We start from the raw sequence: 25,959 nt of genomic DNA on the forward strand, positions 1-25,959 counted from the left end.
CGCTCCAAATTCCGCCCGGCAGGCCCGGCCATGACGGTGGAGAGAGCCTGCGTTCCGCTACGGCATGGCGCACACGTTTGCCCCTCGCGCCATCCGGTGGCAGAAAGACTCCCGACAACAAGAGCAGCCGCAATGAAAAGCGGGCTGCACGGGAGGACACATGCCGAAGTCGCAAGCCGCAGCCGGAATAGTCGGTCCATTTGCGGGCCTCGACGTGCCCTGGCTGCTGAGGATGCGCGCCGAGGTGCGCAGCTCACATCCGTTCCTGATCTGGGCGCCGTTCGATGCACCGGCGCGGCACTGGAGCTATGGCGAATTTCACGAGCGGGTCGGCGCGCTCGCGGCGGGCCTCGCAAAACGCGGCGTCAAGAGCGGCGAATATGTGCTCATTCATCTCGACAATTGCATCGAGGCGCTGCTCGCCTGGTTTGCCTGCGTCGAGCTCGGCGCGATCGCGGTGACGACCAACACCCGTTCGGCGCCTGCCGAAATCGAATACTTCGCCGATCATTGCGGCGCTGTCGCCGCGATCACGCAGCCGGCTTATGCGGAGATCGTCGCGAAGCATTGCCGCAATCTGCGCTGGATGGCGGTAACCTCGCATGACGCAGGCGCCGCACCTGCGCAAGTGGTCTCAAGCGGCGACAGCTTCGAGGCGCTGTTTGCGGACAGCGCCGACCGTCCCAAGCGTGCCACCGATCCGCTCGCGCCGTGCAGCGTGCAATACACCTCGGGCACGACGTCGCGCCCGAAGGCGGTGCTCTGGACCAACGCCAACGCGCTGTGGGGCGCCAAGATCAACGCCGCGCATGAAGACCTGCACGCCGGCGACGTGCACCAGACTTACCTGCCGCTGTTTCACACCAACGCACTGGCCTATTCGATGCTGGCGACGCTGTGGGTCGGCGGCTCCTGCGTGATCCAGCCGCGCTTCTCCGCAAGCCGCTTCTGGCCGGTCGCGCGCGAGCATGGTTCGACCTGGACCTCGACGATCCCGTTCTGCATGAAGGCGCTGCTCGAGCACGAGATCCCGCGGGATCACAAATTCCGCCTGTGGGGTACCGCGGTGAACGAGCCGCCGGCCTTCGCCGTCTTCGGCGTCAAGATCATCGGCTGGTGGGGCATGACCGAGACCATCACCCACGGCATCATCGGCGAGGTCGACCAGCCCAACATCCCGATGTCGATCGGCCGCGCGGCGCCGGAATACCAGATCCGCGTCACCGACGACGACGGCCGGCCGACGGAGGTCGGCGACACCGGCAATCTCTCGATCAAGGGCATTCCCGGCCTGTCGCTGTTCGCCGAATATCTGCACAACGAGAAAGCAACGCGCGAGAGCTTTGACGAGCACGGATTCTTCATCACCGGCGATCGCGTCGTGCGGCTGGACAACGGCTACATCCGTTTCGGCGACCGCGCCAAGGACATGCTGAAGGTCGGGGCCGAGAACGTTGCGGCATCCGAGATCGAGCAGGTGATCGCGGTCGTCCCCGGCGTGCGCGAGGTGGCCGTGGTGGCCAAGACGCATCCGATGCTGGACGAGGTGCCGGTCGCCTTCGTCATCCCGCAAGCCGGCGTCGCCGGCGCGCCGCCTGATCTCAAGGACAGGATCATGGCGGCCTGCCGCGCGGGACTGGCCGACTTCAAGCTGCCGCGCGAGATCAGATTCGTCGACGACATGCCGCGCTCGACGCTGGAGAAGGTTGCGAAGGCGGAGCTGAGGAAGATGGTGGGGTGACTTCGTAGGGTGGGTTAGCCCCGCGGCTGCGCGAAGCGCAGTCCGCTGGCGCAACCCACCTCTTTGGTATCCGCGGAGACGGAAGTGGTGGGTTACGCTTCGCTCACCCACCCTACGGCATCGTGATCAGAACGACCCCAGCGCCACCGGGCGGAACGCCTGCAGCAGTTGCTGGTCGAGCTTGCCGCCCATGCCTTCCATCATCGCGAACGCGCGGGAGTGGGTGAAGGGCATGCGATAGGCGCGCTTCTCCACCAGGGCGGCGTAGATGTCGACGATCGTCGTCAGCCGCACGATGTCGCTGATCTGGTTCGACGAGAGGCCATTCGGATAGCCGCTGCCGTCGAGGAATTCGTGGTGATGCAGGACCACGTCCAGCATCTCCGGCGGGAAGCCGCCCTGGGCAGCGAGCGCGTCATAGCCGCGGCGCGGATGCTGGCGGACCTCGTCCATCTCCTCGTCAGTGAGCTTGCCGGGCTTGTCGAGCAGCGCGGAGGCAACGAAGGCCTTGCCGACGTCGTGCAGCAGGGCTGCACGGGTGAGCCGGCGCTGGTCGTCCTCGCGCATGCCGAGATGCTGGGCGAAGGCAACGGCGAAGCCGGTGACGAACAGGCAGTGCCGATAGCTGCCGACATGGTGACAGCCGACGGTGGTGAGCCACTCGCGCAGCGAGGAATGCTTGATCGCCTTCAAAATCTTGCTCTCGGCAGCGATCACGTCGTCGAAGGTCAGGGGCACGCCGAGCGGCAGCTTCTCGAACATCTTGGCCAGCACCGCATGCGCTGCTTCGACGCCGCGGTTGAGCGTCTTGCCGCGATCGGTCGCGTCATAGGCGGCGGTGTCGGGGAAGGCGGCCCGGATGCGCTGCAGGATGGCCTCGGCCTGAAGCGGCCGCGAGATCGTGTCGGTGGCTCCCAGCGCCCAGGCCTGCATGGTGCCGTGGTGCAGGGCGTCGGCGAGCACGAACAGCCGCGGCATCGAACGATAGGCATCGCCGCGCAGCTTGTTGCGCACCCGCTGCACGCTCTCGGGCGAACGCAGGTTGATATCGACCACGATGCCGGAGAGATCACGCCCCGGCTGCTCGGGAATGTCCTGCGTCGAAACCGTCGAAACGTCGCCGACCGCCTTCAGGATGCCGGCGAGCTCGCTGCTCTCGTCGCTCCGGTCGGAGGCGAGCAGGAGCCGGCGTTTGGCGGCTGGATTGGCTGAGGCGGTCATGGCTTCCCCAAAGCAACTGAGAGCACGGGCGTATTGTCGGGCAGCCTAAGCTGGATCAGGTTCTCCGGCCCTTAAGAGGCGTGCTCAACGGAACCCTGCGGGGATTGGTCGAATTTTAGGGATTTTGGCAGACGCGGCCCCCTCCGACCGAAAACGTCGAAAACAACCCCATGCAAAGTAGGGCGACCGTTGAAGAAGCAGGGTTTTCTGCAAATGAAACTCAGCCGGAGGCTAGCCCTCCGGCGGCTCGTGTCGGGCAGGTCTCGCGCCGCTTGCGCCTCCATGCATATGCCATCGCGGAAGGGGCGGTTTCCTCCGCATCACCGGGCGGGCTAGGATGAGCGCAGAAAACCAAAAAGGGCGGATGCAATGCCAAGGATCGATCGGGACGGCGTCGGAATCCACTACGAGGTCCATGGCGAAGGTCCGCCGCTGCTGCTCACCCACGGCTATTCCTCGACATCGGCGATGTGGCACGGCCAGATCGACGCGCTCGCAGCGAACCACAAGCTGGTTTTGTGGGACATGCGCGGTCACGGCCAGTCCGACTATCCGGACGATCCGAACGCTTATAGCGAAGCGCTCACGGTCGGCGACATGGCGGCGATCCCGGACGCGATCGGCGCGAGCAGCGCTGTCATCGGCGGGCTGTCGCTCGGCGGCTACATGTCGCTCGCCTTCTATCGCGCGCATCCGCAAGCCACACGCGCGCTCCTGATCATCGATACCGGTCCCGGCTTCAGGAAGGACGACGCGCGCGAGGCCTGGAATGCGCGCGCGCTCGCCACGGCCGACAAGCTCGATCGCGAAGGTCTCGACGTGCTGAAAGCGGCGACCCGCGAACGCGCCACCGCCAGCCATCGCAACGCCAGTGGACTGGCGCTCGCAGCACGCGGCATGTTGACCCAGCGCGACGCCAGGGTGATGGAGCTGCTTCCCGACATCAAGGTGCCGTCGCTGATCGTGGTCGGCGCCGACGATGCGCCCTTCCTGGCAGCGGCCGACTACATGGCGACGAAGATCCCCGGCGCACAAAAGGTGGTGATCCCCGCGGCCGGACACGCCGTCAACATCGATCAGCCGCAGGCTTTTGTTGACGCGGTCGTGCCTTTCCTGAAGAACTTGCCGCAACAGGCCGGTTGAACGAGGGCACAGGCGATGAAGCAGGCGATGTTGGCCGCGGGCATGTTGGCGGGGCTTCTCTCGATGCCGGCGTTGGCGATGGCCGATCAGTTCGGCGTACCGCCGCCGCGCCTGCCCTTCGTGATGACGCTATCCAACAACACGCCGCTGGCATTCGGCATGGACGCTGAGCAGACCGCGCGGGCGCTGGGGCAGCCCTTGCAATATGTGCGGGGCCGTCCGGGCAACGAGATCTATCTCGCGCTTCGCAACATCGGTGGCAGCAGATTGATCCCCTACCGTCATCGCCTGTTCCTGCAATTCCGTCACGGACGGCTGGCAGGATGGAAGGAGGATTACGGCGAGAACTGGATGTGGGAGTAGACCTATCCCTTCATGGTGAGGAGGCGCGAAGCGCCGTCTCGAACCATAGAGGCCCCCGCTGCTGCCTCTCGGCCTTCATCCTTCGAGACGCTTGCTTCGCAAGCTCCTCAGGATGAGGAGCGAGAGCGGAGTTCGCGATCGATACCTGAAGAAGGACAACCCTCGTGGGACAAGACATCAAACTGACGGCCTCCGACAATTTCCAGCTCGGTGCCTACCGCGCCGATCCCGGCGGCGCGGCGAAGGGCGCGGTCGTGCTGATCCAGGAGATCTTTGGGGTCAATCACCACATCCGCTCGGTGTGCGATCGCCTTGCCAGCGAGGGCTACGTCGCAATCGCGCCGTCGATCTTCGACCGCACCTCGCCCAACTTCCAGTCGGGCTATTCGCCCGATGAGATCGCCGAGGCGCGCAAGTTCGTCGCCAATCCCGACTGGGCCGCGATGCTGCGCGACACGCAGGCCGCGATCGATGCGGTGAAGAATGTCGGTCCGGTCGGCATCATCGGCTTTTGCCTCGGCGGCAGCGTCGCCTTTGTCGCGGCAACGCGGCTGTCGGGCCTCAAGGCCGCGGTCGGCTATTACGGCGGCGCCATCGTGCGCTTCGCCGACGAGACGCCGAAGGTGCCGACTGAGCTGCATTTCGGCGAGAAGGATGCCGGCATTCCCCTCAGCGATGTCGAGACCATCAAGACGAAACGGCCAGACGTCGAGGTCTTCATCTATCCCGGCGCCCAGCACGGCTTCCATTGCGACGAGCGCGCAAGCTACGACAAGGCCAGCGCCGACATCGCCTGGCCGCGCAGCATGGCTTTTTTCGCGAAGCATTTGAAGTAGAGCGCAACTCTGACCACTGTCATTCCGGGATGCGCCGACAGGCGCAGGCCCGGAATCCATTGGACCGCAGAGTTGTTGGCACGATGGATTCCGGGTTCGCGCTGCGCGCGCCCCGGAATGACGAGGGGAGAGAGCGGCCCCCTCCTCCGGCGGAAATCGGGTGGGCTACGCCCCGCCCATAACGATAGAGCTGGCCGATCAATCCAGCTCACCCCGGAACATCGTCATGCAGCAACCAAACACGAACCTCATCATCCGCAATCCGTTCGGAACCACGGATGTCCCCGGGCCGAACGATCGCGAGGTAATGGACTATGCCGCAACAGTCACGCTTGCCGGTGACGCCGACGACATCAACGCGGCGCAGTGGGCAGCGATCCCCGTGCCCTCCGATCCGCTCGATGGCGTGTGGCAGAGCCGCTGGAACGGCGGCGCCGATCCGACCATCGCCGGCGATACGCCCGACAGGTGGAAGCAGGGCCGCGGCGAGGTGCGGGTCGCAGGCGAGCGAATCTACCTGCGGTTCGACTGGGACGGCGGCCGCCGGCACGGTCTGATCGACGCGCGGCGCGATGGCGGATATCGCCTCGTCGGCAAGTATATCAACCTGACAAATCCCGTGATCACGCGGCCATGGGTCGGGCTCGTTGTCGATGCGTCACGCATCGACGGCTGCTTTCCGAACGGGCGGTTGGATTTTCAGAGGTAAGGCGTGGGCGAACAAGATCGCCATCTCTGCTGTCATTCCGGGATGCGCCGACAGGCGCAGGCCCGGAATCCATCGCGCCGCCAACTCGGAGGCACAATGGATTCCGGGCTCGCGACTTCGTCGCGCCCCGGAATGACGGAGAAGAGAAGGTCTAGAACCAGCGTTCGCCGACGAACACGGTGTCGCCGGGGCTCAATGGCGTGCCGAGCGGCACCATCGCGCGCATCGATCCGCCGGCCTCGGTGTGGGTGACGGTGACGGCGTCGCGCTTGGCGCGCGGGGAGAAGCCGCCGGCGATCGCAACTGCGCTTTCGACCGTCATGTTCGGCACATACGGATATTGGCCGGGCGCGGTCACTTCGCCGAGGATGAAGAAGGGGCGATAGGCTTCGATCTCCACGGCCACCGAAGGTTCGCGGATATAGCCGTTGCGCAGGCGCGCCGCGATTTCGCCGGCAAGGCCCGCCGTGGTGCGGCCGCGCGCCGGCACCGCGCCGATCAGCGGCATGGTGATCGCGCCGCCGGCATCGATCGCATAGGTGTTGGTGAGACCTTCCTGGCCGTAGACCACGACGCGCAGCCTGTCGCCGGCGTCGAGATGATAGGACGCATCATAGCGGGCCGGACCGCGCGCAGCGTAGCCGACCGGCATTGATCCAGGCGCTGCGGCGAACGAATTGCGGAGCGCGTCGATGGCGCCGCCACCGGACGTGTCGGCGACAGCGACTGCCTGCGGCCCTCCAGGCTGGCCATAGGCCATGTAGTCGAGATCGCTACCCGGCTGCGCGATCGCGACCGGGCCCGTGGTCTGCATGCAGCCGCCAAGGGCGAGCGCAGCGGACGCTACCAAGACCGACCATCGAAACGCGTGTGCAACCGGCACCGGACCCATCCCTTGAAAGGAGACAGTTCCAGTCTTGCACCGGGTATGGTTAATAAAGCGTTCAGGGGGACAGACGCGACGATACTGACGCGATGACAGCAGCCCTCAAGCTGCTTTCCGCCGCCGCGCACAGTGCGGACGGCTTCTGCGCCAACGTCTCCACGCCGTCATGGCCGGGCTTGTCCCGGCCATCCACGTTTTTCGTGCGTCACCAAGAACGTGGATGCCCGGGACAAGCCCGGGCATGACGCATTCGTGGCGCGATCAGGCGCTCACGCCGACGCCGATCGGGCAGGACACGCCGGTGCCGCCGAGGCCGCAATAGCCGGCCGGATTCTTGGCCAGATATTGCTGGTGATAGTCTTCGGCAAAGTAGAACTCGCCGACCGGCGCGATCTCGGTCGTGATCGCGTCGAGGCCCTTGGCTTTGAGCGCCTTCTGATAGAGCGTCTTCGACTCTTCGGCCGCCTTCTTCTGCGCATCGGAATAGGTGTAGATCGCGCTTCGGTATTGCGTGCCGACGTCGTTGCCCTGGCGCATGCCCTGCGTCGGGTTGTGGTTCTCCCAGAACGCCTTCAATAGCCGCTCGTATGACATCTTCTTCGGATCGAACACGACCAGCACCACCTCGGTGTGACCAGTGCGGCCCGAGCAGACTTCCTCATAGGTCGGGTTCGGCGTGTGGCCGCCGGCATAGCCAACGGCGGTGACATGGACGCCGTCGCCAAGCTCCCAGAATTTGCGCTCCGCGCCCCAGAAGCAGCCGAGGCCGAACACGGCCTGCTCCAGGCCTGCGGGATACGGCGGAAGAAGCTTCGCACCGTTGACGAAGTGCGTGGTCGCGGTCGGGATCGGTTGCGCACGGCCCGGCAGCGCTTCGGCTGCGCTCGGCAGTGCAGAGGACTTGCGCATGAACAGCATGATCGGATCTCCGGGACGAGATTCACGGCCGCCCAAACCAGACGCTCGGGCGGCGTGCTCGTCGGTACAGGTGGAATATAGGCAATTACGTCCGGACGGGCAGCCCTGTTACGCGCCCGTGCGAGCGGGCGTCAGTCCCGCGAATAGCCGATCAGCGGTTTCCGCGGCCGGAACAGGATCATCAGGAGGATGCCGAGGATGCCGAGGACGGCGAAGACCGGCTGGTCCAGGATCAGGCGGATCACGGAGGTCCAGAGCCAGGGCGCCTTGGCCTCGACCCAGGTCCGGAACGCCTGCTGGCTGGCCTGATGGATATCGTTCCAGAACTGGCCGAAACGGGTGAACCGCAGGTTCTGGTCGGCCACCCAGCGGGCACCGTCATAGACCATGAAGATGAAACCGCCGGCCAGCAGCAACAGCCCAATCAGTCGGAAAAAGCCGCGGATCATGTATCACCTTATAGGGCCGTCCGAATAAGGCGGCCTCGAAGCGCCGCCAGCCAATAGCGGGGCGGCGGCAGAAATTCAACCTCATCAGCACGTTACGACCCGCCTCACGCGGCCCGGAACCGGGTTTTCCAGCCCCCGAAGGCGTTGACGGTGCGGCAGACCCCCTCTATAAGGGCGCCAACTGGCGGCGGGCGCAATCCCGCCGCCGCTGTTCTTTGAGCAGTTGCAGGCTCTTCGAGTCTCAGAGATGGCCGCAAGGCCTTCGCTCATGTTCCGGGAACAGCCTTGCACCGAACACCCTAAATCCGAGCGTCGATTACGCGGTTCAAGCAGCCGGCGCTACCCGACCAAAACGCGACCGGTTACCGCAAAGGACATTGAGACCATGGCCAACACCACCTCCGCCAAGAAAGCGACGCGCAAGATCGCCCGCCGCACCGCCGTCAACAAGTCGCGCCGCACCCAGATGCGCGGCGCCGTTCGCACCGTCGAAGAAGCCATCAAGACCGGCGATCGCGCCGCCGCCGTGAAGGCGCTGGCGAATGCCGAGCCCGCCCTGATGCGCGCGGCGCAGCGCAACATCATTCACAAGAACAATGCGAGCCGCAAAGTTTCGCGGCTCACCGCGCAGATCGCCAAGCTCGCCAAGTAAGCATCGACGCAAGTATCCAAGTAAGCTTGCTGCGACACCCGATCGATCCGATCGATCATTGCGCTCGACACAATCAGCCCGGCACCCTTGCCGGGCTTTTTTGTTGCCTGTCACAATTCCCGCGTGCGGTCACCAGACGACAAATCCGCCTTCAATCGGAAGGATCGTGTCGTCCGCGGCAGGTACCGCTCCGTAATTTTACCGCTGGTCATTGTGCAACACCGGAAACTCTCATTGCGTTGCGAAAAACCCCTGCGGCACGGGGCCAAAATGAATTTCGCTGGGATGAGTTCTACACACCGTAGTTTCACCGGACAGCCTGTCGCGGCAAAGCTACCCTGCAAAAAGAGACTCGAAAAACGATGTTTCGATAATCACTTATCCACATAGCAGCGACAACCATTTGGAAAATGAGCTCACGCGGCACTCGCGTGAAGGTTTTGTAAAATATTTTTGGCCGCTGTCCGCCAATTGTCACACAACGGGTTGTGCTCTCGATTCTCCACGCGGATTCAAAAACTTGGTCTCGGGCCTGTGAACAACCCGCGCGCGGCGTTAACGCAGATCAAGAATTTGGGCGCCTCAAGTGTGAATCAATTTCGTTGCGAGTCTTTCCGCATAGTGTATTCCTTAAGTCGTTCGCGGCGCCCACGATCTTGAGACCAGCGCGGTTTAGGAAACGGGGTGAGCGTGCAAATCGGCGGCGGTCTGCACGTTGGCGACGCTTTACCAAGCGATTGTCGGTTCAAAGCCCATAGCAATGTGGGAACGGTAGCTCTTTGTCTGAATGTCTCCAAGCGGGGCATGTGTGTCTCGTTCGCTAGAAGCGGAAATGAGAGACGTCTCGAGGCTACACGACGGGCGTGAAAGGCGAAGCCGAGTGAACGGCTAGTGCATACGGGCAGGGCACCCGCGAGTGGAGCAATTCCGACGCGGTTGTCTTTAGGACACGCAGGACCTTGCCGTGAGCAATCACGGCAGGACGGGGAGGTATCATGTCTTACGGACTCAACGCGGTATTGAAACAAGCTTCCAACCAAGCTTCCTTCTCCAACGATGCCGTTCTAAATCCGTCCGAGATCCAGCCTCCCGCGTGTGACGGAGCGCCGAGTACGCGCTGACCTCGCGACCCCTCCATCTCTGACATCGCTGAACTGACCCGCGGCGTTTCCGCCGAACGGTCAAGCTATGCCTGACGATGGACTCGCTTGAGGTCGCGCCATGGCGGGAAACCCCGCATGGCGCTCACAACGCAACTTTATCTCTCAAGAGAAGTTTTTCGACGATGAACACATCGGAACAAGATCGCTGGTCACGCGTGAAGGGACGGCTGCGCTCGAGCGTTGGTGAAGACGTCTATACGAGCTGGTTTGCCCGTATGGATCTGGAAGGAGTGCAGGACGAGAGCGTGCGGCTTTCGGTTCCGACCCGCTTCCTCAAGAGCTGGATCCAGGCCCATTATGCCGAGCGCGTGCTGTCGTGCTGGCAGGCCGAGATGCCGGAAGTGCATCGCATCGATCTGACCGTTCGCTCCGCGGTACGTCCGACGATGCAGACGAAGGAAGCGCCCGCGCCGGTCGAGGCGCGCCGCGCGCCCGCGCCCGAGCTGCGCTCGACGGCGACCGCACCGGTCTCCGCCAATCATGATGCGCTCGGCGGCTCACCGCTCGATCCGCGCCTGACCTTTGCGAGCTTCGTCGTCGGCCGTTCCAACACGCTGGCGCATGCGGCCGCCCGCCAGGTTGCGGAAGGTCGCAGAGGCGATCCCGTGATGTTCAACCCGCTCTACATTCATGCCGGCGTCGGCCTCGGCAAGACACATCTCTTGCAGGCGGTGACCTGGGCCGGCAATTCCGGCAACGAGCGCAAGGTGCTCTATCTCACCGCGGAAAAATTCATGTACGGCTTCGTTGCCGCGCTGAAGACGCAGACGGCGCTCGCCTTCAAGGAGGCGCTGCGCGGCATCGACGTGCTCGTCATCGACGATCTGCAATTCCTGCAGGGCAAGTCGACGCAGGCCGAGTTCTGTCACACGCTGAACGCGCTGATCGACGCCGGCCGCCACGTCGTGATCGCGGCCGACCGTCCGCCGTCCGATCTCGAGAGCCTCGACGACCGCGTTCGCTCGCGGCTTGCCGGCGGCCTCGTGGTCGAGATGGGCTCGCTCGGCGAAGAGCTGCGGCTCGGCATTCTCAAGTCGCGCGTCGCCGCGGCCCGCACCCATCATGCAACCTTCGACGTGCCGGAAGAAGTGCTGAACTATCTGTCACGCGCCATCACCCATAACGGCCGCGACCTCGAAGGCGCGATCAACCGGCTTCTTGCTCACTCGAAGCTGAACAACCAGCCGGTGACGCTGGAGATGGCCGAGCGCGAGGTGCGCGACCTGATCCGGCCGCAGGAGCCCAAGCGCATCAAGATCGAGGACATCCAGCGCGTGGTGGCGCGGCAGTATAACGTCAGCCGCTCCGACCTGCTGTCCTCGCGCCGTACGGCCAACGTGGTCCGTCCGCGACAGGTGGCGATGTACCTCGCCAAGACGCTGACGCTGCGCTCGCTGCCGGAGATCGGCCGCCGCTTCGGCGGACGCGACCACACCACGGTGCTGCACGCGGTGCGCAAGATCGAGGCCCTGGTCGGCAAGGACACGGCGCTCTCCGAGGAGGTCGAGTCCCTCAAGCGCCAGCTTCAGGAATAAACCCCTAAGCCGCCCCGAATTCTTTTTCTCCCGCCGCCCCGGTCCCGCCGGGGCGGCGGCTCGCGTTTTGCGCCTAAATCGTGGGGAACTAGGCCCCAATCCCTTGAATCCGATAGCCATCCGCGCCACCTTGCGCGACCCGGGGGGCTTTGATCATATCGGGTGGATGATCCGGCTTTTCGGGTTCTTCGGTGCCGTGGCGCGCTTCCGGCCGCCCGGCTTTTCCAATGCTGTGTTTTCTTGGGGATCGGGCGAGTAGTGCAATGAAGGTTACGGTCGAACGCGCGCAACTCCTGAAATCGCTGGGCCATGTCCATCGCGTGGTCGAGCGCCGCAACACGATTCCGATCCTCGGCAACGTCCTGGTCCGCGCCGAGAACGCCAAATTGTCGCTGAAGGCGACCGACCTCGACCTCGAGGTGACCGAGACGCTTCCCGCGGAAACCGCGACCGCGGGCTCCACCACCGTGCCGGCGCACATGTTCTACGACATCGTGCGCAAGCTGCCGGACGGCTCGCAGATCGTGCTGGAAGCCGACGGCGACCGCGCCGTGCTCGCGATCCGCGCCGGCCGTTCGCGCTTCACGCTGCAGACGCTGCCGGAGAATGATTTTCCGGATCTGGCCGCCGGCGACATGTCGCATTCCTTCTCGCTGGCCGCCAAGGACGTGAAGCGGCTGATCGACCGCACCCAGTTCGCGATCTCGACGGAAGAGACGCGCTATTATCTCAACGGCATCTATCTGCATGCCGCCGGAACGGCCAAGGCCGCCACCTTGCGCGGCGTTGCCACCGACGGCCACCGCCTCGCCCAGCTCGACCTGGTTCAGCCCGCGGGCGCTGCGGGCATGCCCGGCGTGATCGTGCCGCGCAAGACCGTCGGCGAGGTGCAGCGCCTGATCGAGGACTCCGAGGCCGAGATCACGATCGAGCTGTCGCAGGCCAAGATCCGCTTCACCATCGGCAATGTCGTGCTGACCTCGAAGCTGATCGACGGCACCTTCCCCGACTATGGCCGCGTCATCCCGCAGAACAACGACAAGGAACTCGTCGTCGACAAGAAGGATTTCGAGAACGCGGTCGACCGCGTCTCGACGATCTCCAGCGAACGCGGTCGCGCGGTCAAGCTGTCGCTGTCGGCGGGCAAGCTGGTGCTGTCGGTGACCAATCCGGATTCAGGCAGCGCGACCGAAGAGATCGAGGTCGAATACGCCTCCGACGCCCTCGATATCGGCTTCAATTCGCGCTACCTCCTCGACATCGCCGCCCAGATCGAGGGCGAGGTCGCAACCCTGAAGCTCGCCGACCCCGGCTCGCCGACCCTGGTCCAGGACCGCGACGACAAGAGCGCGCTGTACGTGCTGATGCCGATGCGGGTGTGAGGGCTACCGGCAACCCTACGTATCGACTACATCCGTCATGGCCGGGCGTAGCCGTCTGTAGGACGGCGTCGCTTCGCTCGTCTATGTCCCGGCCATCCACGTCTTCGGAGCCCAAGAACGTGGATGCCCGGCGCAAGGCCGGGCATGACGAAAAGCGGATTTCATGACCCCCTCCCGCATTCATCGCCTGACGCTGACGCATTTTCGCAATTACCGGGCGGCGGGGCTCGAGACGGCGGCTGACATGGTGGCGCTGGTCGGGCCCAATGGTGCGGGCAAGACCAATTGCATCGAGGCGATCTCGTTTCTGTCGCCGGGACGCGGCTTGCGGCGGGCGACGCTGGAAGACGTCGCCGACAATCAGGGCGACGGCTCCTGGGCGGTCTCAGCGCAGGTCGAGGGCGCGCTGGGCCTTGCAACTCTCGGCACCGGCATCGATGCGCCGCGCCCCGACAACACCGTCAGCCGCCGCTGCCGCGTCGATCGCGAGCCCGTGGGTTCGGCCGCCGCGTTCGGCGACCACATCCGCATGGTGTGGCTGACGCCGGCGATGGACGGGCTGTTCATGGGGGCGGCGTCCGAACGGCGGCGCTTCTTCGACCGCCTGGTGCTCGCCATCGACAGCGAGCATTCCAGCCGCATCTCCGCGCTGGAGCGCTCCTTGCGCTCGCGCAACCGCCTGCTCGAGACGCGCAATTACGACGATCATTGGTGTGATGCGATCGAGCGCGAGACGGTGGAGCTCGCGGTCGCGGTGGCCGCGACGCGCGGCCAGACTGCGGCGCGGCTGACCGGCATGCTGAATGCCCGCGCGCAGGCCTCCGCGTTCCCGTCGGCACAGATCGCACTCGACGGCTGGATGGAGAACGCGCTGCTCACCGAAACCGCGACCGCCGTCGAGGACCGCTACCGCCAGATCCTACGCGACAACCGTCCGCGCGATGCGATCGCCGGCCGCACCACCGACGGCCCGCACCTCACCGATCTCCAGGTCGTCTATGCGCCGAAGAGCATGCCGGCGCGCGATGCCTCGACCGGCGAGCAGAAGGCGCTGCTGATCGGGCTCGTGCTGGCGCATGCGAGCCTCGTCGCCGAGATGACCGGCATCGTGCCGCTGTTGCTGCTCGACGAAGTCGTCGCGCATCTCGATCCGAACCGGCGCGCGGCGCTGTTCGAGGAGCTGAGGAAGCTCGGCGCGCAGGTCTGGCTGACCGGCGCGGACCCGGCCGCCTTCGCCGAGATCGGCGCCGGCGGCGAGGTCTTTGACGTCGAGAACGGGCGCATCAGCGGGCGCCGGTAGGGCGTGACAATTGAACCTGCCACCTTCCGGAAGCGACTAGCTGTGTGAGGCCGCGCCGAACGGTGTCGCAGCCGTCGCAAATCGCGCAAGAGCCCAGACACGCGCGATATCTCTGGAGAGCAAGATGCGGACGGTAAGGCTCGGGGCGAAAATCCCGGCACGATGGCGGGCGTTTGTGTGCGGTCTCGTCTTCCTCGCAAGCTGCGTGCTTGCGGCCAGCGCGAGCGCCTGGATGCCGCATCTGCCCCGGCTGTTCTCCGCCTCGCTCACGCCGGATCCCGAGGCCGCCCTGCCGGCGCCGACCCGCTACAGCTATCGCGAGATCGACACCACCACGATGCTCGACGTCGACGCTCCGCTTCGCACCAAGCTGATAGCCCGCATCCCCGCGGATCTCAGCGACGTGCTCGCCTTCTATCGCGCCGAGCTCGGCAAGCGCGGCTGGCAGGAACAGCATGATGGCGCGGTGGTCACCGCCGATCGCGTGCATCTCGTCTTCGTCTCCCCGCTGGGGCCGGCCATGCTGGAGCTCGACCGCGCGGACAGCGGCACCTCGGTCCATCTGGTGCAGCGGAACCGAGACGCCGCAACCAAAGCGCGCGTCATGCCCGAGCCCGGCCGTGCGGCGCTGATGTTCACCAATCTCGGCAGCAAGGACGTCGTGTTCATCCTCGACCACCGGACCATCACCCTCCCCGCCCGCGCCGGCACGGAACGCCCCAAGGCCCCGCTGTTCGATCTGCCACCGGGCAAATACCCATATGCGCTGAAGATCGAAGGCCGCCCGGACCGCGACACGACCATAGATCTCGTGGCCGGCGATGCCTGGGACGTCACGGTCGGGCCCGACGGAGACCTGTGGTCGCCGCTCCAGTTCTATTGAGCCCGCGACGCGGTCCGGCAGGACGCAATGCATCTGCTGGAACGCCGGCTTTCTCGGCCATGACGACGACTTGTGAAGACGCGCGAGGCGCCTCGGAACACCCTTCCCCGGCCCGCAAAACCAGGCCTTCCAAAGGCGCGAAGCGCCCCTTCGAATCGCGCTTTTTTCGAAGCCCCAAAACAGGTTTCAAAAGCCTTGAAACGCGGCTAAAAATCCCTATCTGCTCAAAGGGTTGCGGGAGGATACTTTGCGCTAGGCGCAATCCTCCTTTCGTGGCACAAATACCTCCGAAATCAGCGCCTTCTGCGCCGCTGATTCGGGCGACATCCTCGAAGGCATCTCATGACAGAACCTGCTCGGCAGCCGCGTGCCGAAAACGAGCCCTCCAACGCGAGCGAATACGGCGCGGAATCGATCCGCGTGCTCAAGGGTCTCGATGCCGTCCGCAAGCGTCCGGGCATGTATATCGGCGACACCGACGACGGCTCCGGCCTGCACCACATGGTCTACGAGGTCGTCGACAACGCGATCGACGAAGCGCTCGCGGGCCATGCCACGCGCGTCGACGTCGTGCTCAATGCCGACAATTCCGTCACCGTGCGCGACGACGGCCGCGGCATCCCCGTCGACATCCACAAGGGCGAAGGCATCTCGGCGGCCGAGGTCATCATGACCCAGCTGCACGCCGGCGGTAAGTTCGACCAGAATTCCTACAAGGTTTCCGGCGGCCTGCACGGCGTCGGCGTCTCCGTCGTCAACGCGCTGTCGAGCAAGCTCGGGCTTCGCATCTGGCGCGACGACAAGGAGCACTACATCGAATTCGCCCATGGCGATGCGGTCGCACCGCTGAAGGTCGTCGGCGATGCGCCGGGCAAACGCGGCACCGAAGTGACGTTCCTCGCCTCGACCGAAACCTTCAAGAACGTCGAATACGATTTCGCCACGCTCGAGCACCGCCTGCGCGAGCTCGCCTTCCTCAATTCCGGCGTCAACATCATCCTCTCCGACATGCGCCACGCAGTCGAGAAGCGCGAGGAGATGCACTATTCCGGCGGCGTCGAGGAATTCGTCAAATATCTCGATCGCAACAAGAAGGCACTGGTGCCCGCGCCGATCATGGTGCGCTCGGAAGCCAACGGCATCGGCGTCGAGGCCGCGCTGTGGTGGAACGACAGCTACCACGAGAACGTGCTGTGCTTCACCAACAACATCCCGCAGCGTGACGGCGGCACCCATCTTGCCGGTTTCCGCGGCGCGCTGACGCGCCAGGTCAACGGCTATGCCGAGGCCAACGCGAAGAAGGAAAAGATCGCGCTTACCGGCGATGACTGCCGCGAAGGCCTCACCGCGGTGCTGTCGGTGAAGGTGCCCGATCCGAAGTTTTCGTCGCAGACCAAAGACAAGCTGGTGTCCTCGGAAGTGCGACCCGTGGTCGAGAACGTGCTGAACGAGGCGCTCCAGGCCTGGTTCGAGGAGCATCCCAGCGAAGCCAAGATGATCGTCGGCAAGGTGATCCAGGCCGCCGCCGCCCGCGAAGCCGCGCGAAAGGCGCGCGAGCTGACGCGCAAGAGCCCGCTCTCGGTCTCCTCCCTGCCCGGCAAGCTCGCCGACTGCCAGGAAAAGGATCCGGAAAAGTCCGAACTCTTCATCGTCGAGGGCGACTCGGCAGGCGGCAGCGCCAAGCAGGGCCGCAACCGCGAATTCCAGGCGGTGCTGCCGCTGCGCGGCAAGATCCTCAACGTGGAACGCGTCCGTCCCGACAAGATGCTGTCGTCAGAGCAGATCGGCACGCTGATCACCGCGCTCGGCACCGGCATCAGCGACGATTTCTCGATCGAGAAGCTGCGCTACCACAAGATCATCGTGATGACGGACGCCGACGTCGACGGCGCCCACATCCGCACGCTGCTTCTGACCTTCTTCTACCGGCAGATGCGCGACATCATCGACGGCGGCTATCTCTATATCGCCCAGCCGCCGCTCTATAAGGTCTCGCGCGGCAAGTCCGAGCAGTATCTGAAGGACGAGCGGGCGCTGGAAGACTATCTGATCGACGCCGGGCTCGACGATTGCGTGTTCGCTCCCGGAACCGGCGGCGACCGCTCCGGCCGCGACTTGCGCGCGCTGGTCGACGACGCCCGCGTCGTCCGCAGCATCCTGCGCAATTTGCACAGCCGCTACAACCGGAAGGTCGTCGAGCAGGCCGCCATCACCGGCGTGCTGAACAAATCGATCTACGGCAATCCCGAGAACGCCGCCGCGGCGGCGCAATACATCGCGAACCGGCTGGACAACCAGGCCGAGGAGGTCGAGCGCGGCTGGGTCGGGCAATTCGTCGAAGGCCAGGGCTTCCTGTTCGAGCGCACCGTGCGCGGCGTCAAGGAAGCCGCGATCATCGACGACGCCTTCCTGGGCTCGGCCGAGGCCCGCAAGCTCGACGAGTACACGACGAAGCTTCAGGACGTTTATGCGCGCTCCGGCAAGCTGCGGCGCAAGGACAGCGAGCTCATGGTCCACGGACCGGTCGACCTGTTCGAAGCGGTCACCGAGTCGGGACGCAAGGGCATCACCCTCCAGCGCTACAAAGGTCTGGGCGAGATGAACCCCGAGCAGCTCTGGGAGACGACGCTGGATACCGAGGTGCGCTCGCTCTTGCAGGTGAAGGTCAAGGAGGTCGACGAGGCCGACGACATCTTCACCAAGCTGATGGGCGACGTGGTCGAGCCGCGGCGCGACTTCATCCAGGAACATTCACTGAGCGCGACGATCGATATCTGACGTCGGTCGCGTGCCGAGAGGCTTTCGCAGCTTAAGCAGAACTTGGTCGGTGATCCCGCCCGCGGCCATCCTTCGAGACGCCCGCTTTGGCGGGCTCCTTCAGGATGAGGGCCTGAGCGCGGTGTCTCGCTCTCTCCCTTCGTCATTCCGGGGCGCGCGTAGCGCGAGCCCGGAATCCATTGCGCGGCCGTCTCTGCGGCCCGATGGATTCCGGGCTCGCGACTTCGTCGCGCCCCGGAATGACGAGAAAACCTCACAAGCTGTCAGGATGAGGGCGGTGCTCGTGACGCAGCAAGTCCAGAGAGCCCCTTAGAGACTGAGGAACGGGCCTGAACCGCGGCAAGTGCAATTGCTACCACGCTCAATTCTCTGTATTTTCCGCTTCCCGAAGGCAGCCCCGCCCAACCAACAGGACACCCAAGTGGCGCCCATCCAGTACATCGTCGAGGGCGGTCACCGGCTCTCGGGCTCGATCGAGCCGTCCGGCAACAAGAACTCGGCGCTGCCGATCATCGCGGCCGCGCTGCTGACCGAGCATCCGGTCACGCTTCACAACGTACCGCGCATTCGCGACACCGAGACGCTGGTCGAACTGGTCCGCTCGGTCGGCGCGGCGGCCGAATGGACCGCCCGCAATACGCTCGTCATTGAGGCCAAGAGCATCCGCGCCGCCGATCTCGACCCCGAGCTCTGCGTTCGCATCCGCGCCTCGATCCTGCTCGCAGGTCCCCTGCTCGCCCGCTGTGGCGAGTTGATGCTGCCGCCGCCCGGCGGCGACGTCATCGGCCGGCGCCGGCTGGACACGCATGTGCTGGCGCTGGAACAGTTAGGGGCCAAGGTCACCGCGACCGACCGGCTGGAGTTCCGCGCGCCAAAGCTCACCGGCGCCGACGTGTTCCTGGACGAGCCGAGCGTCACCGCGACCGAGAATGCGCTGGTCGCAGCCGTGGCCGCCGACGGCGTCACCTATTTGCGTAACGCGGCCTCCGAGCCGCACGTGCAGGACCTCGCCAATTTCCTGGTCGCGCTCGGCGCCAAGATCGAGGGCATCGGCACCAACACCATGGTGATCCATGGCCCGGCGACGCTGGGTGAGGCGACCTATTCGATCCAGCCCGACCATATCGAGGTCGGCTCGCTGATCGGGCTTGCCGCCGTGACACGCTCGCCGCTTCGCATCGTGCGCGCCGGCGTCGAGCATCTGCGCTCGATCCGCATGGGATTCGAGCGGCTCGGCATCGTCTGCCGCGTCGAGGGCGACGATCTGATCGTGCCCTCCAACCAGACGCTGAAGATCCAGGACGACTTTGGCGGACATGTGCCGAAGCTGGAAGACCAGCCCTGGCCGGCCTTCCCGGCCGACCTGATGTCGATCGCGATCGTCACCGCCACGCAATGCGAGGGCGTGATCCTGATGTTCGAGAAGATGTTCGAGTCGCGGATGTTCTTCGTCGACAAGCTGATCGCGATGGGCGCACGAATTGTTCTCTGCGATCCTCATCGCGCCATCATCGCAGGTCCCAGCCGCCTGCGCGGCGCGCCGATGACCTCGCCTGACATCCGCGCCGGCATGGCCATGCTGCTCGCCGCCGTTTGCGCCGAGGGCACCTCGACCATCAACAACGCCGACCAGATCGAGCGCGGCTACGAGCGCATCGAGGAACGGCTGAACGCGCTGGGCGCGAAGATCAAGCGCGTGCCTGAGCGGAAGAGCTGAGGGGTTTTCGTCTCTCCCCGCGATTCCCTCCCTTCTCCCCTTGCAAGGGGAGAGGGAGATGAAGCGCGAGGCCATGTTTTCGACGTGTGGCTGTGCTATTGACCGGCCATGCTCGACACCGTCCAGCCTCGTCCGCAGCCGCGAGCCGGCATGCCGCAAAATCATCTCGCCGATGAATTCGTCGAGACGCTGCGGCTGGCCGTGCCGATGATGCTGACGCAGCTCGGGCAGATCGCGATGATCACGACCGATCTCGCGCTGATCGGGCGGCTCGGCGAGGACTCGGTCGCTGCTGCAGCGCTGGCGCATACGGTCTATTTCGTCAGCTTCACCTTTGGGCTCGGATTGATGGCTGCGGTGTCGCCGCTGGCGGCGCAGGCATTTGGCGCCGGGGACGTCAGGCTGATCCGCCGCTCCCTGCGCGTCGGCCTGTGGGTCGCGCTCTTGATCTCGCTGCCGATGATGGCCTCGCCGCTCTACGGCGAGCACATTCTGCTTGCGCTTGGACAGGCGCCGCAGTCCGCAGCGCTCGCCCAGCGCTATCTGAACGGGCTTGCCTGGGGCATCGCGCCGGCGCTCGGCTTCATCGCGCTGCGCGGCATAATGAGCGCGGTGAACCGGCCGCAGCCGCCGCTGTGGATCACCATTGCGGCGATTCCCGCCAATGCCGCGCTGGTCTACTGCCTGATCCATGGTCTGTTCGGCCTGCCGGAGCTCGGCCTGCTTGGCGCGGGGCTCGCGACCACGCTCGTCAATCTCGGCACCTTCATCGCTGCGCTCGCCATCGCTGGGATGCGCAAGCCGTTCGCCGACTATCATCCGCTTGCCCATCTCTGGCGGATCGACTGGCCCCTGATGCGCCAGCTCATCGTGCTCGGCGCGCCGATCTCGTTCTCGCTCCTGATGGAATACGGCCTGTTCTCCTCGGCGGCCCTGCTGATGGGGCTGATCTCGACCACCGCGCTCGCCGCGCATCAGATCGCGCTGCAAGTCACCGCCGTGCTGTTCATGGTCCCGCTCGGCATCGGCATGGCGGCGACGGTGCGGGTCGGCCACGCCTTCGGCCGCAACGAGCCGCTCGCGGTGAAGCGCGCGGGCCTCGTCGCGGCCCTGCTCGGAATCGTCCTCGTCTCGGCCCTGACCGTCGCCATCATCCTCGGCCGTTACCAGCTGGGACGGCTGTTCTTCGGCAGCGGCGAGGCGAGCGCGGCGACCGTCGAGCTGACGGCGACGCTTCTGCTGGTCGGCGCGACCTTCTTCATCGCCGACGGCCTCCAGACCATCGTGGGCGGCGCGCTGCGCGGCATCAATGACACCAGGATGACGCTGGTGTTCGCGGCGATCGGCTATTGGTGCGTCGCGTTTCCCGTCGCCTGGCTGCTGGCTTTCAACGCCGGGCTTGGCGCGGTCGGCGTCTGGATCGGGTTCTCGATCGGGACGTTCGTCTATGCCGGGCTCCTGATCTTGCGCTTCGGGATGCTGACGCGCAGACTGGCGGGATGACCGGGACAGTCCGCGAAGTCACCCCCGAGATCGATGCCGGCGCCGTGCTGGCGGGCGCGCAGTTCATCGACGCGTACCGCGTCGAGATCGGCGCGAGCCCCATCGATGCCCGCGAGGCCTGCGTCCGGATGGTGCTGCACGGACCGCGCTGGGTCGATACACTCGTGCGCCTGCGCAACATCCTGGTGAGCCCGTTCGGGCTGAAGACATCGGGCGAAGGCACGCCGGCACCGCACGGCCTGATCGGCCTGTTTCCGGTGGTCAGCGAAACGCCGGAGCGGCTGGTCGCGGGCTTCAACGATTATCACCTCGACTTCCGCATCGTGGTCGAATTGGCTGGCGAAGCGACAAGCCGCGAGGTCACCTCGACCACGCTGGTGCGGACGCATAATCTGCTCGGACGGACCTATCTCACCCTGATCATGCCGTTCCACAAGCTCGTGGTCCGCGGCATGATGGGACGGATCATGGAGCCGGCGCGATGACACTTGCGGTCGACCTCTTCTTCTCCTTCCGCAGCCCGTACAGCTATCTGGCGCTACCCAAGACGCTCAAGCTCGTCGAGGACTACGATCTCGCGGTCAATCTGCGTCCGGTCTATCCGCTCGCGGTTCGCGTGCCCGGCTTCTTCAAGAAGGCCAATCCGCAATTCGCGCGCTATATCGTGCTGGACTCCCGCCGCGTTGCCGAGCACGAGAAAATTCCGTTCCGCTTTCCGCGGCCCGATCCGATCGTGCAGGACATGGCGACGCTGGAGGTCGCTGCCGAGCAGCCCTACATCCATCGCCTGACCCGGTTGGGCGCGATGGCGCAACTCGACGGCCGCGCGCTCGCATTCACCGCCGCGATCGCGCGCGTGCTGTGGGACGGCTCGGTCACGGGATGGAACGAAGGCGACCATCTCGCGCGCGCCGCCGAAAAGGCCGGCTTCGATCTCGCCGCGATGGACGCCGCGATCAGCAGCGATCCGGATCGCTACGAGCAGGTGATCGCCGACAACGAGAAGGATCACGCCGCCTCCGGCCATTGGGGCGTGCCGACTTTCGTGTTCGAGAAAGAGCCGTTCTTCGGCCAGGACCGCATCGATCTCCTGCTCTGGCGCATGCAGAGTAAGGGCCTGCGGCGGTAGGGCCTACACTCGCGAAATTGCCAAGTCCGCTTCGCTCTCGAAAGTCGACGTTCAAGCTAGCATTGATGCATGTCGCCCCTGGGCCAGATTCGGTCCTCATAATGCGCAGGCGCAGACGGCCGGTCTTCCTCCGGGATCGGAAAGACACGGCGTGCGAAGCAGTTGCCCGGCCCATGCGCTATTTCGACCTTGGCGGCAAAGGTAGTCGGCCCTCCGGGGCGAGGCCACTAGGCGTGCTTGCTACGCTTCGCCATCTCGCACTGTCTGTTGCAGCCGGCATCGAGCCGCTTGCAGCGATTCCTTTATGCGGCTCGCCATGGCGTCAACCGCGGAATCCAGCGCGGCACATTAGTCCGAAAGCTCTCGTACTCCGTTCCGAATGTTTGCTTGAGCGTTGGTTCTTCGTACATCACCACAAAGAGATGAAAAAACAGCCAGAGTAGCGCGCCGTACCAGAGGAGACGCCAGTCACCAAACAAAAGGGCCTGACCAAAAATGACTGCAACGACCGCGATGTAGATCGGATTTCGCACGTAGCGATAAAGGCCAGTCACTACGAGCTTTTGTGTCGGCGCGATCGGGGCGGGCGTCCCCAGCCCCTCCAGCGCAAAACGGGCAAATGAATCCACAAGTCCGGGCACTCCGACGATGATCAATATACCGCCGAGGATGCGGGTTAGATCGACGCCGAAAAAAGCTGGCCGAAATTCCCACTGCGTGACCCACCAGGGGATGAAGCCTGCCAGCACCAACGGCGCAATGACGAAGAACAGAGCGGAGCCGAAGACAGCAATTGCTTTCGACATTGCCTACTCCTACGACCCGACAAGAATAGCTCAGCAAATCACTTTCTGCTTAGAGCATTTGAACGCGGCTCCACAATTAGTTGTGCCGGCCGTCGCGTTCACTTCACCTCGCTTCTGATCTTCAGGCCGAGTTTCGCCAGGGTCATATGCCGCCGATCACGGCCAAGCCGAGCGACTTCCGCTTTGCTGTCAGAAGCCGACGTTTGTTAGCGCACTCGCTAGGTCACTCCGCAACCCGCGCCGGCTTGCCCGCCGCGGCCTCGGACCATTCGCCGACGACGCGGTCGAGATCGCAGAGATTCTGGTGCATCTGCTCGAGCGAGAAGCCGAGCGCGAAGAAGCGCTCGGCGGTATCGGCGGGCTGGCCGCGGATCAGGCCGTCCTGGCGCACGGCCGCGACCGCCTCGGAGTAATGCTGGAGCGCAAGGTGCACGGGATGGATCGGCGGCGCGCCGGCGCCCTCGCGCAGGGCCACGGCAGCCGAGCGAAGAAAGCCGGCGATGACGGTCGAAACTTCGGCCAACGGCCCTGCGAGCCGCGTCTGCACCTCGGCCGGCAGCGGCACCACGGTGGCGCGGCCGATCATGACGACGTCATGGCGCAGCCGCAGGATGGTTCGTAGCAGAGGTCCGGTGTCGGGTCCGCTCGACAGGCGTGCCGCGCGCTCGCGCTCGGCTTCGGCGCCGATGGCGTTGAGGCCCACCATCGCGGTCCCGATGCCGTCCTGGATCCGATGCAGCGCCTCGTTGTCGCGACCGCGGGTCAGGCCTGCAAGCAGTTCGGTGAAGGCGTCGGCGATCAGCTCGAGCAGCAGCGCCGCGTTGGCGCGGATCTGTCGCACCGCGCGCGAGGGAAGCACGAGGAACGAAACCAGCAGCCCCGTGATCGCGCCGACCGCGACCTCGCTGACGCGGTCGATCGCCGAGGTCATCGGATCGGAGTGGTGCATGGTAGGAACCAGCAGCACGATCACCGCCGTCACCGTAGCGGCGCTCAGGCTCGGATTGATCGCCGCGATGAAGGCAAGCGGGGCGACCGACAGCACCAGGAGCCCGAGCAGTCCGGCTTCGCTGGAATAGGGCAGCGACACAGCAATGGCGCCGCCATAGATGGCGCCGCCTATCGTGCCGAGCATGTAGTCGCGCGTCGCCTTCAGCGAGCGGCCGACGCTCATCTGGGTGACGATCAGCGAGGTCAGGACTGCCCAGAGCGGCAGCAACAAATGCAGCGCGGTCGCGACCACGTAGGCGACGGTCGCCGCCACCGTGACCCGGACCGCCAGCCCCAGTTGCGTCCTTCGCGACCGGATCTGGTCGAACACCTGTTTTGCGAGTGTCATCGTCAAAAATCCCGGTCCAAATCCTCGTAACCGGCCAAAAGCATAGCTGATCCCCGCGGCCGCAAGGCCGCTTGAAAGGCAAAATCAGCCCGCCTAACTTGCCGGCCAAAACGAGGAAACACGATGGCCCAGGAAACCGCAACGCTCGCCGCTTATGTCGCCAACCTGAAATACCCTGATATTCCGGCGGAAGTGCTGGATCGCGCAAAAGTGCTGACGCTGGATTTCCTCGGCAGCGCAATCCGCGCGCGCAGCGAAGCGGAATCGACCCCGTCGCTCCTGAAGATGCTGGAGGCGCTCGCGCTCGACACCAAGGGCGAGTCCACCGTGTTCGGCGATGCCAAGACCTGGACGCCCGCGGTCGCAGCGCTGCTCAACGGTGCACTCGGCCATTCCCTCGACTTCGACGATACCCATGCGGATTCCTCGCTGCATCCGAGTGCGCCGGTGGTGCCGGCGGCGTTCGCCGTCGGCGAGATGGTCGGCGCGTCGGGGCGCGACGTGCTGACCGCAATCGTCGCGGGCTATGAAGTCTGCTGCCGGCTCGGCAACGCGCTCGACCCGACCTCGCATTATGCGCGCGGTTTTCACCCGACCGCGACGGCGGGCACCTACGGCGCGGCCGCGGCGGCAGCAAAGCTGTTCGGTCTCTCCGAGAAGCAGATCATCGCCGCCTTCGGCGTCGCCGGCAGCCAGGCCGCGGGCTCGCTGCAGTTTTTGGTCAACGGCGCCTGGAACAAGCGCTACCAGGTCGGCGCCGCCGCGATGAACGGCGTGATCGCCGCGACGCTGGCGCGCAACGATTTCGTCGGCGCAACGGAATCGGTCGAAGGCAAGCACGGCCTGCTCGCCGGCTACACCGACGACGCGCATCCCGACAAGGCGGTCGCCGAGCTCGGCAAGACCTATGAGACGATGAAGATCGGCGTAAAACCGTATCCGAGCTGCCGCTACACCCATGCCGCCATCGACGCGCTGATCGCGATGCGGCGCGAGCACAATCTGACGCCCGACCAGGTCAAGCGCGTCGAGATCGGGCTGCACCGCAACGGCATCACGCTGACGGGCGACGCCGCAACCAAGCGGCATCCGACGTCAATCGTCGGCGGCCAGTTCTCGATGTTCTTCACCGGCGCGCTCGCGCTCGATCAGGGCAGCTTCGGCTGGGACGACTACAACCGCCTCGGCGATGCCGCCATCGACAAGCTCGCGGACAAGTTCGACGTGGTGCAGGATGACCGGCTCGAGATCGGCCGCACCCACCCCTTCGGCGCGCGCGTCAGCATCACCACCGACGACGGCGTGCATGAACGGCTCTATGCCGATCCGTCGGGCGAGCCGACCTCCTTCCCCGACGCGCAGGCGATGCAGCAGAAATTCCTGACGCTGGCGCGCCCCGTGCTGAACGCACGGGCGGAGAAATTTGCGGACGCGATCCTGTCGCTGGAGCGCTTCGACCGCGTGGCGAAAGCGACGGAGCTGGGAAGGCAATAGCTCTTTCTTCTC

The 25,959-nt window shown here is 65.0% G+C and carries 22 protein-coding genes; 16 read left to right on the forward strand and 6 right to left on the reverse strand.

Translation table 11 applies throughout. The annotated features are described in order from the left end of the window. Positions 1-160 precede the first annotated feature (160 nt). On the forward strand, positions 161-1,741 hold the full coding sequence (locus tag K289_RS0102305; protein ID WP_027549981.1) for an AMP-binding protein: 1,581 nt from the start codon (positions 161-163) through the stop codon (positions 1,739-1,741). A gap of 126 nt (positions 1,742-1,867) precedes the next feature. Here the strand turns inward: K289_RS0102305 and K289_RS0102310 are convergent, their stop codons facing one another. Beyond that, positions 1,868-2,962 carry an HD-GYP domain-containing protein gene (locus K289_RS0102310; RefSeq protein ID WP_027549982.1) on the reverse strand — a complete coding sequence of 365 codons (1,095 nt, stop codon included), beginning with the start codon at positions 2,960-2,962 and terminating at the stop codon, positions 1,868-1,870. A 369-nt stretch (positions 2,963-3,331) separates the two neighbouring features. On the opposite strand from K289_RS0102310, the gene K289_RS0102315 reads away from it, so the two are divergent. The 4 genes from K289_RS0102315 to K289_RS0102330 all read left to right on the forward strand — a co-directional run bounded on the left by K289_RS0102315 (position 3,332) and on the right by K289_RS0102330 (position 6,013). Then, a complete protein-coding gene (locus K289_RS0102315) occupies positions 3,332-4,105 on the forward strand; it encodes an alpha/beta fold hydrolase (RefSeq protein WP_027549983.1) in 774 nt (257 codons plus the stop codon). A 15-nt stretch (positions 4,106-4,120) separates the two neighbouring features. Further along, positions 4,121-4,468: a hypothetical protein gene (locus K289_RS0102320; RefSeq protein ID WP_027549984.1), complete on the forward strand. Its 348-nt coding sequence runs from the start codon at positions 4,121-4,123 to the stop codon at positions 4,466-4,468. Positions 4,469-4,632: 164 nt separating this feature from the next. Continuing rightward, positions 4,633-5,304: a dienelactone hydrolase family protein gene (locus K289_RS0102325; protein ID WP_027549985.1), complete on the forward strand. Its 672-nt coding sequence runs from the start codon at positions 4,633-4,635 to the stop codon at positions 5,302-5,304. A 226-nt stretch (positions 5,305-5,530) separates the two neighbouring features. After that, positions 5,531-6,013, forward strand: a complete 483-nt coding sequence (locus tag K289_RS0102330; protein ID WP_027549986.1) for a hypothetical protein — start codon at positions 5,531-5,533, stop codon at positions 6,011-6,013. A 151-nt stretch (positions 6,014-6,164) separates the two neighbouring features. Here K289_RS0102330 and K289_RS0102335 read toward each other — a convergent pair whose 3' ends face one another. From K289_RS0102335 to K289_RS0102345, 3 genes are all read right to left on the reverse strand, one after another. Further along, complete coding sequence (locus K289_RS0102335) at positions 6,165-6,896, reverse strand: polysaccharide biosynthesis/export family protein (protein ID WP_027549987.1); 732 nt, start codon at positions 6,894-6,896, stop codon at positions 6,165-6,167. Between the two features lie 264 nt (positions 6,897-7,160). Further along, positions 7,161-7,817 (reverse strand): peptide-methionine (S)-S-oxide reductase MsrA, encoded by a 657-nt coding sequence (gene msrA, locus K289_RS0102340; protein ID WP_027549988.1) that lies wholly within the window; start codon positions 7,815-7,817, stop codon positions 7,161-7,163. 131 nt (positions 7,818-7,948) lie between these two features. Further along, positions 7,949-8,266 (reverse strand): hypothetical protein, encoded by a 318-nt coding sequence (locus K289_RS0102345; protein ID WP_027549989.1) that lies wholly within the window; start codon positions 8,264-8,266, stop codon positions 7,949-7,951. A gap of 385 nt (positions 8,267-8,651) precedes the next feature. Between K289_RS0102345 and rpsT the strand changes: the two genes are divergently transcribed. The 10 genes from rpsT to K289_RS0102395 all read left to right on the forward strand — a co-directional run bounded on the left by rpsT (position 8,652) and on the right by K289_RS0102395 (position 22,308). Continuing rightward, positions 8,652-8,918, forward strand: a complete 267-nt coding sequence (gene rpsT / locus K289_RS0102350) for a 30S ribosomal protein S20 (RefSeq protein WP_027549990.1) — start codon at positions 8,652-8,654, stop codon at positions 8,916-8,918. A 1,285-nt stretch (positions 8,919-10,203) separates the two neighbouring features. Then, complete coding sequence (gene dnaA / locus K289_RS0102355; RefSeq protein ID WP_027549991.1) at positions 10,204-11,616, forward strand: chromosomal replication initiator protein DnaA; 1,413 nt, start codon at positions 10,204-10,206, stop codon at positions 11,614-11,616. Positions 11,617-11,879: 263 nt separating this feature from the next. Continuing rightward, positions 11,880-12,998 carry a DNA polymerase III subunit beta gene (gene dnaN / locus K289_RS0102360; RefSeq protein ID WP_027549992.1) on the forward strand — a complete coding sequence of 373 codons (1,119 nt, stop codon included), beginning with the start codon at positions 11,880-11,882 and terminating at the stop codon, positions 12,996-12,998. Positions 12,999-13,161: 163 nt separating this feature from the next. Continuing rightward, positions 13,162-14,298 carry a DNA replication/repair protein RecF gene (gene recF / locus K289_RS0102365; protein WP_027549993.1) on the forward strand — a complete coding sequence of 379 codons (1,137 nt, stop codon included), beginning with the start codon at positions 13,162-13,164 and terminating at the stop codon, positions 14,296-14,298. A 124-nt stretch (positions 14,299-14,422) separates the two neighbouring features. Further along, on the forward strand, positions 14,423-15,181 hold the full coding sequence (locus tag K289_RS0102370) for a hypothetical protein (protein ID WP_027549994.1): 759 nt from the start codon (positions 14,423-14,425) through the stop codon (positions 15,179-15,181). 342 nt (positions 15,182-15,523) lie between these two features. After that, on the forward strand, positions 15,524-17,959 hold the full coding sequence (gyrB, locus tag K289_RS0102375) for a DNA topoisomerase (ATP-hydrolyzing) subunit B (RefSeq protein ID WP_027549995.1): 2,436 nt from the start codon (positions 15,524-15,526) through the stop codon (positions 17,957-17,959). Between the two features lie 421 nt (positions 17,960-18,380). Next, the gene (murA, locus tag K289_RS0102380) at positions 18,381-19,676 is read left to right on the forward strand and encodes a UDP-N-acetylglucosamine 1-carboxyvinyltransferase (RefSeq protein WP_027549996.1); all 1,296 of its coding nucleotides are present in this window, start codon (positions 18,381-18,383) and stop codon (positions 19,674-19,676) included. Between the two features lie 108 nt (positions 19,677-19,784). Next, positions 19,785-21,179 (forward strand): MATE family efflux transporter, encoded by a 1,395-nt coding sequence (locus tag K289_RS0102385; protein WP_027549997.1) that lies wholly within the window; start codon positions 19,785-19,787, stop codon positions 21,177-21,179. After that, positions 21,176-21,664, forward strand: a complete 489-nt coding sequence (locus tag K289_RS0102390) for a DUF2867 domain-containing protein (protein ID WP_027549998.1) — start codon at positions 21,176-21,178, stop codon at positions 21,662-21,664. Before K289_RS0102385 ends, K289_RS0102390 begins: the two co-directional genes overlap by 4 nt. Next, positions 21,661-22,308 (forward strand): 2-hydroxychromene-2-carboxylate isomerase, encoded by a 648-nt coding sequence (locus K289_RS0102395; protein ID WP_027549999.1) that lies wholly within the window; start codon positions 21,661-21,663, stop codon positions 22,306-22,308. The genes K289_RS0102390 and K289_RS0102395 overlap by 4 nt, the downstream gene beginning before the upstream one ends. Before the next feature lie 302 nt (positions 22,309-22,610). Here K289_RS0102395 and K289_RS0102400 read toward each other — a convergent pair whose 3' ends face one another. Further along, entirely contained in the window at positions 22,611-23,114 is a 504-nt protein-coding gene (locus tag K289_RS0102400; RefSeq protein WP_027550000.1) for an isoprenylcysteine carboxylmethyltransferase family protein, read from the reverse strand. A gap of 223 nt (positions 23,115-23,337) precedes the next feature. Continuing rightward, positions 23,338-24,453, reverse strand: coding sequence for an aromatic acid exporter family protein (locus tag K289_RS0102405; protein WP_027550001.1), 1,116 nt, complete (start codon positions 24,451-24,453; stop codon positions 23,338-23,340). A gap of 123 nt (positions 24,454-24,576) precedes the next feature. Here K289_RS0102405 and K289_RS0102410 point away from each other — a divergent pair, with 123 nt between their 5' ends. Next, complete coding sequence (locus tag K289_RS0102410; RefSeq protein ID WP_027550002.1) at positions 24,577-25,947, forward strand: MmgE/PrpD family protein; 1,371 nt, start codon at positions 24,577-24,579, stop codon at positions 25,945-25,947. Positions 25,948-25,959: the final 12 nt, after the last annotated feature.

The organism is Bradyrhizobium sp. Cp5.3, from assembly GCF_000426265.1.
Lineage (GTDB): Bacteria > Pseudomonadota > Alphaproteobacteria > Rhizobiales > Xanthobacteraceae > Bradyrhizobium > Bradyrhizobium neotropicale.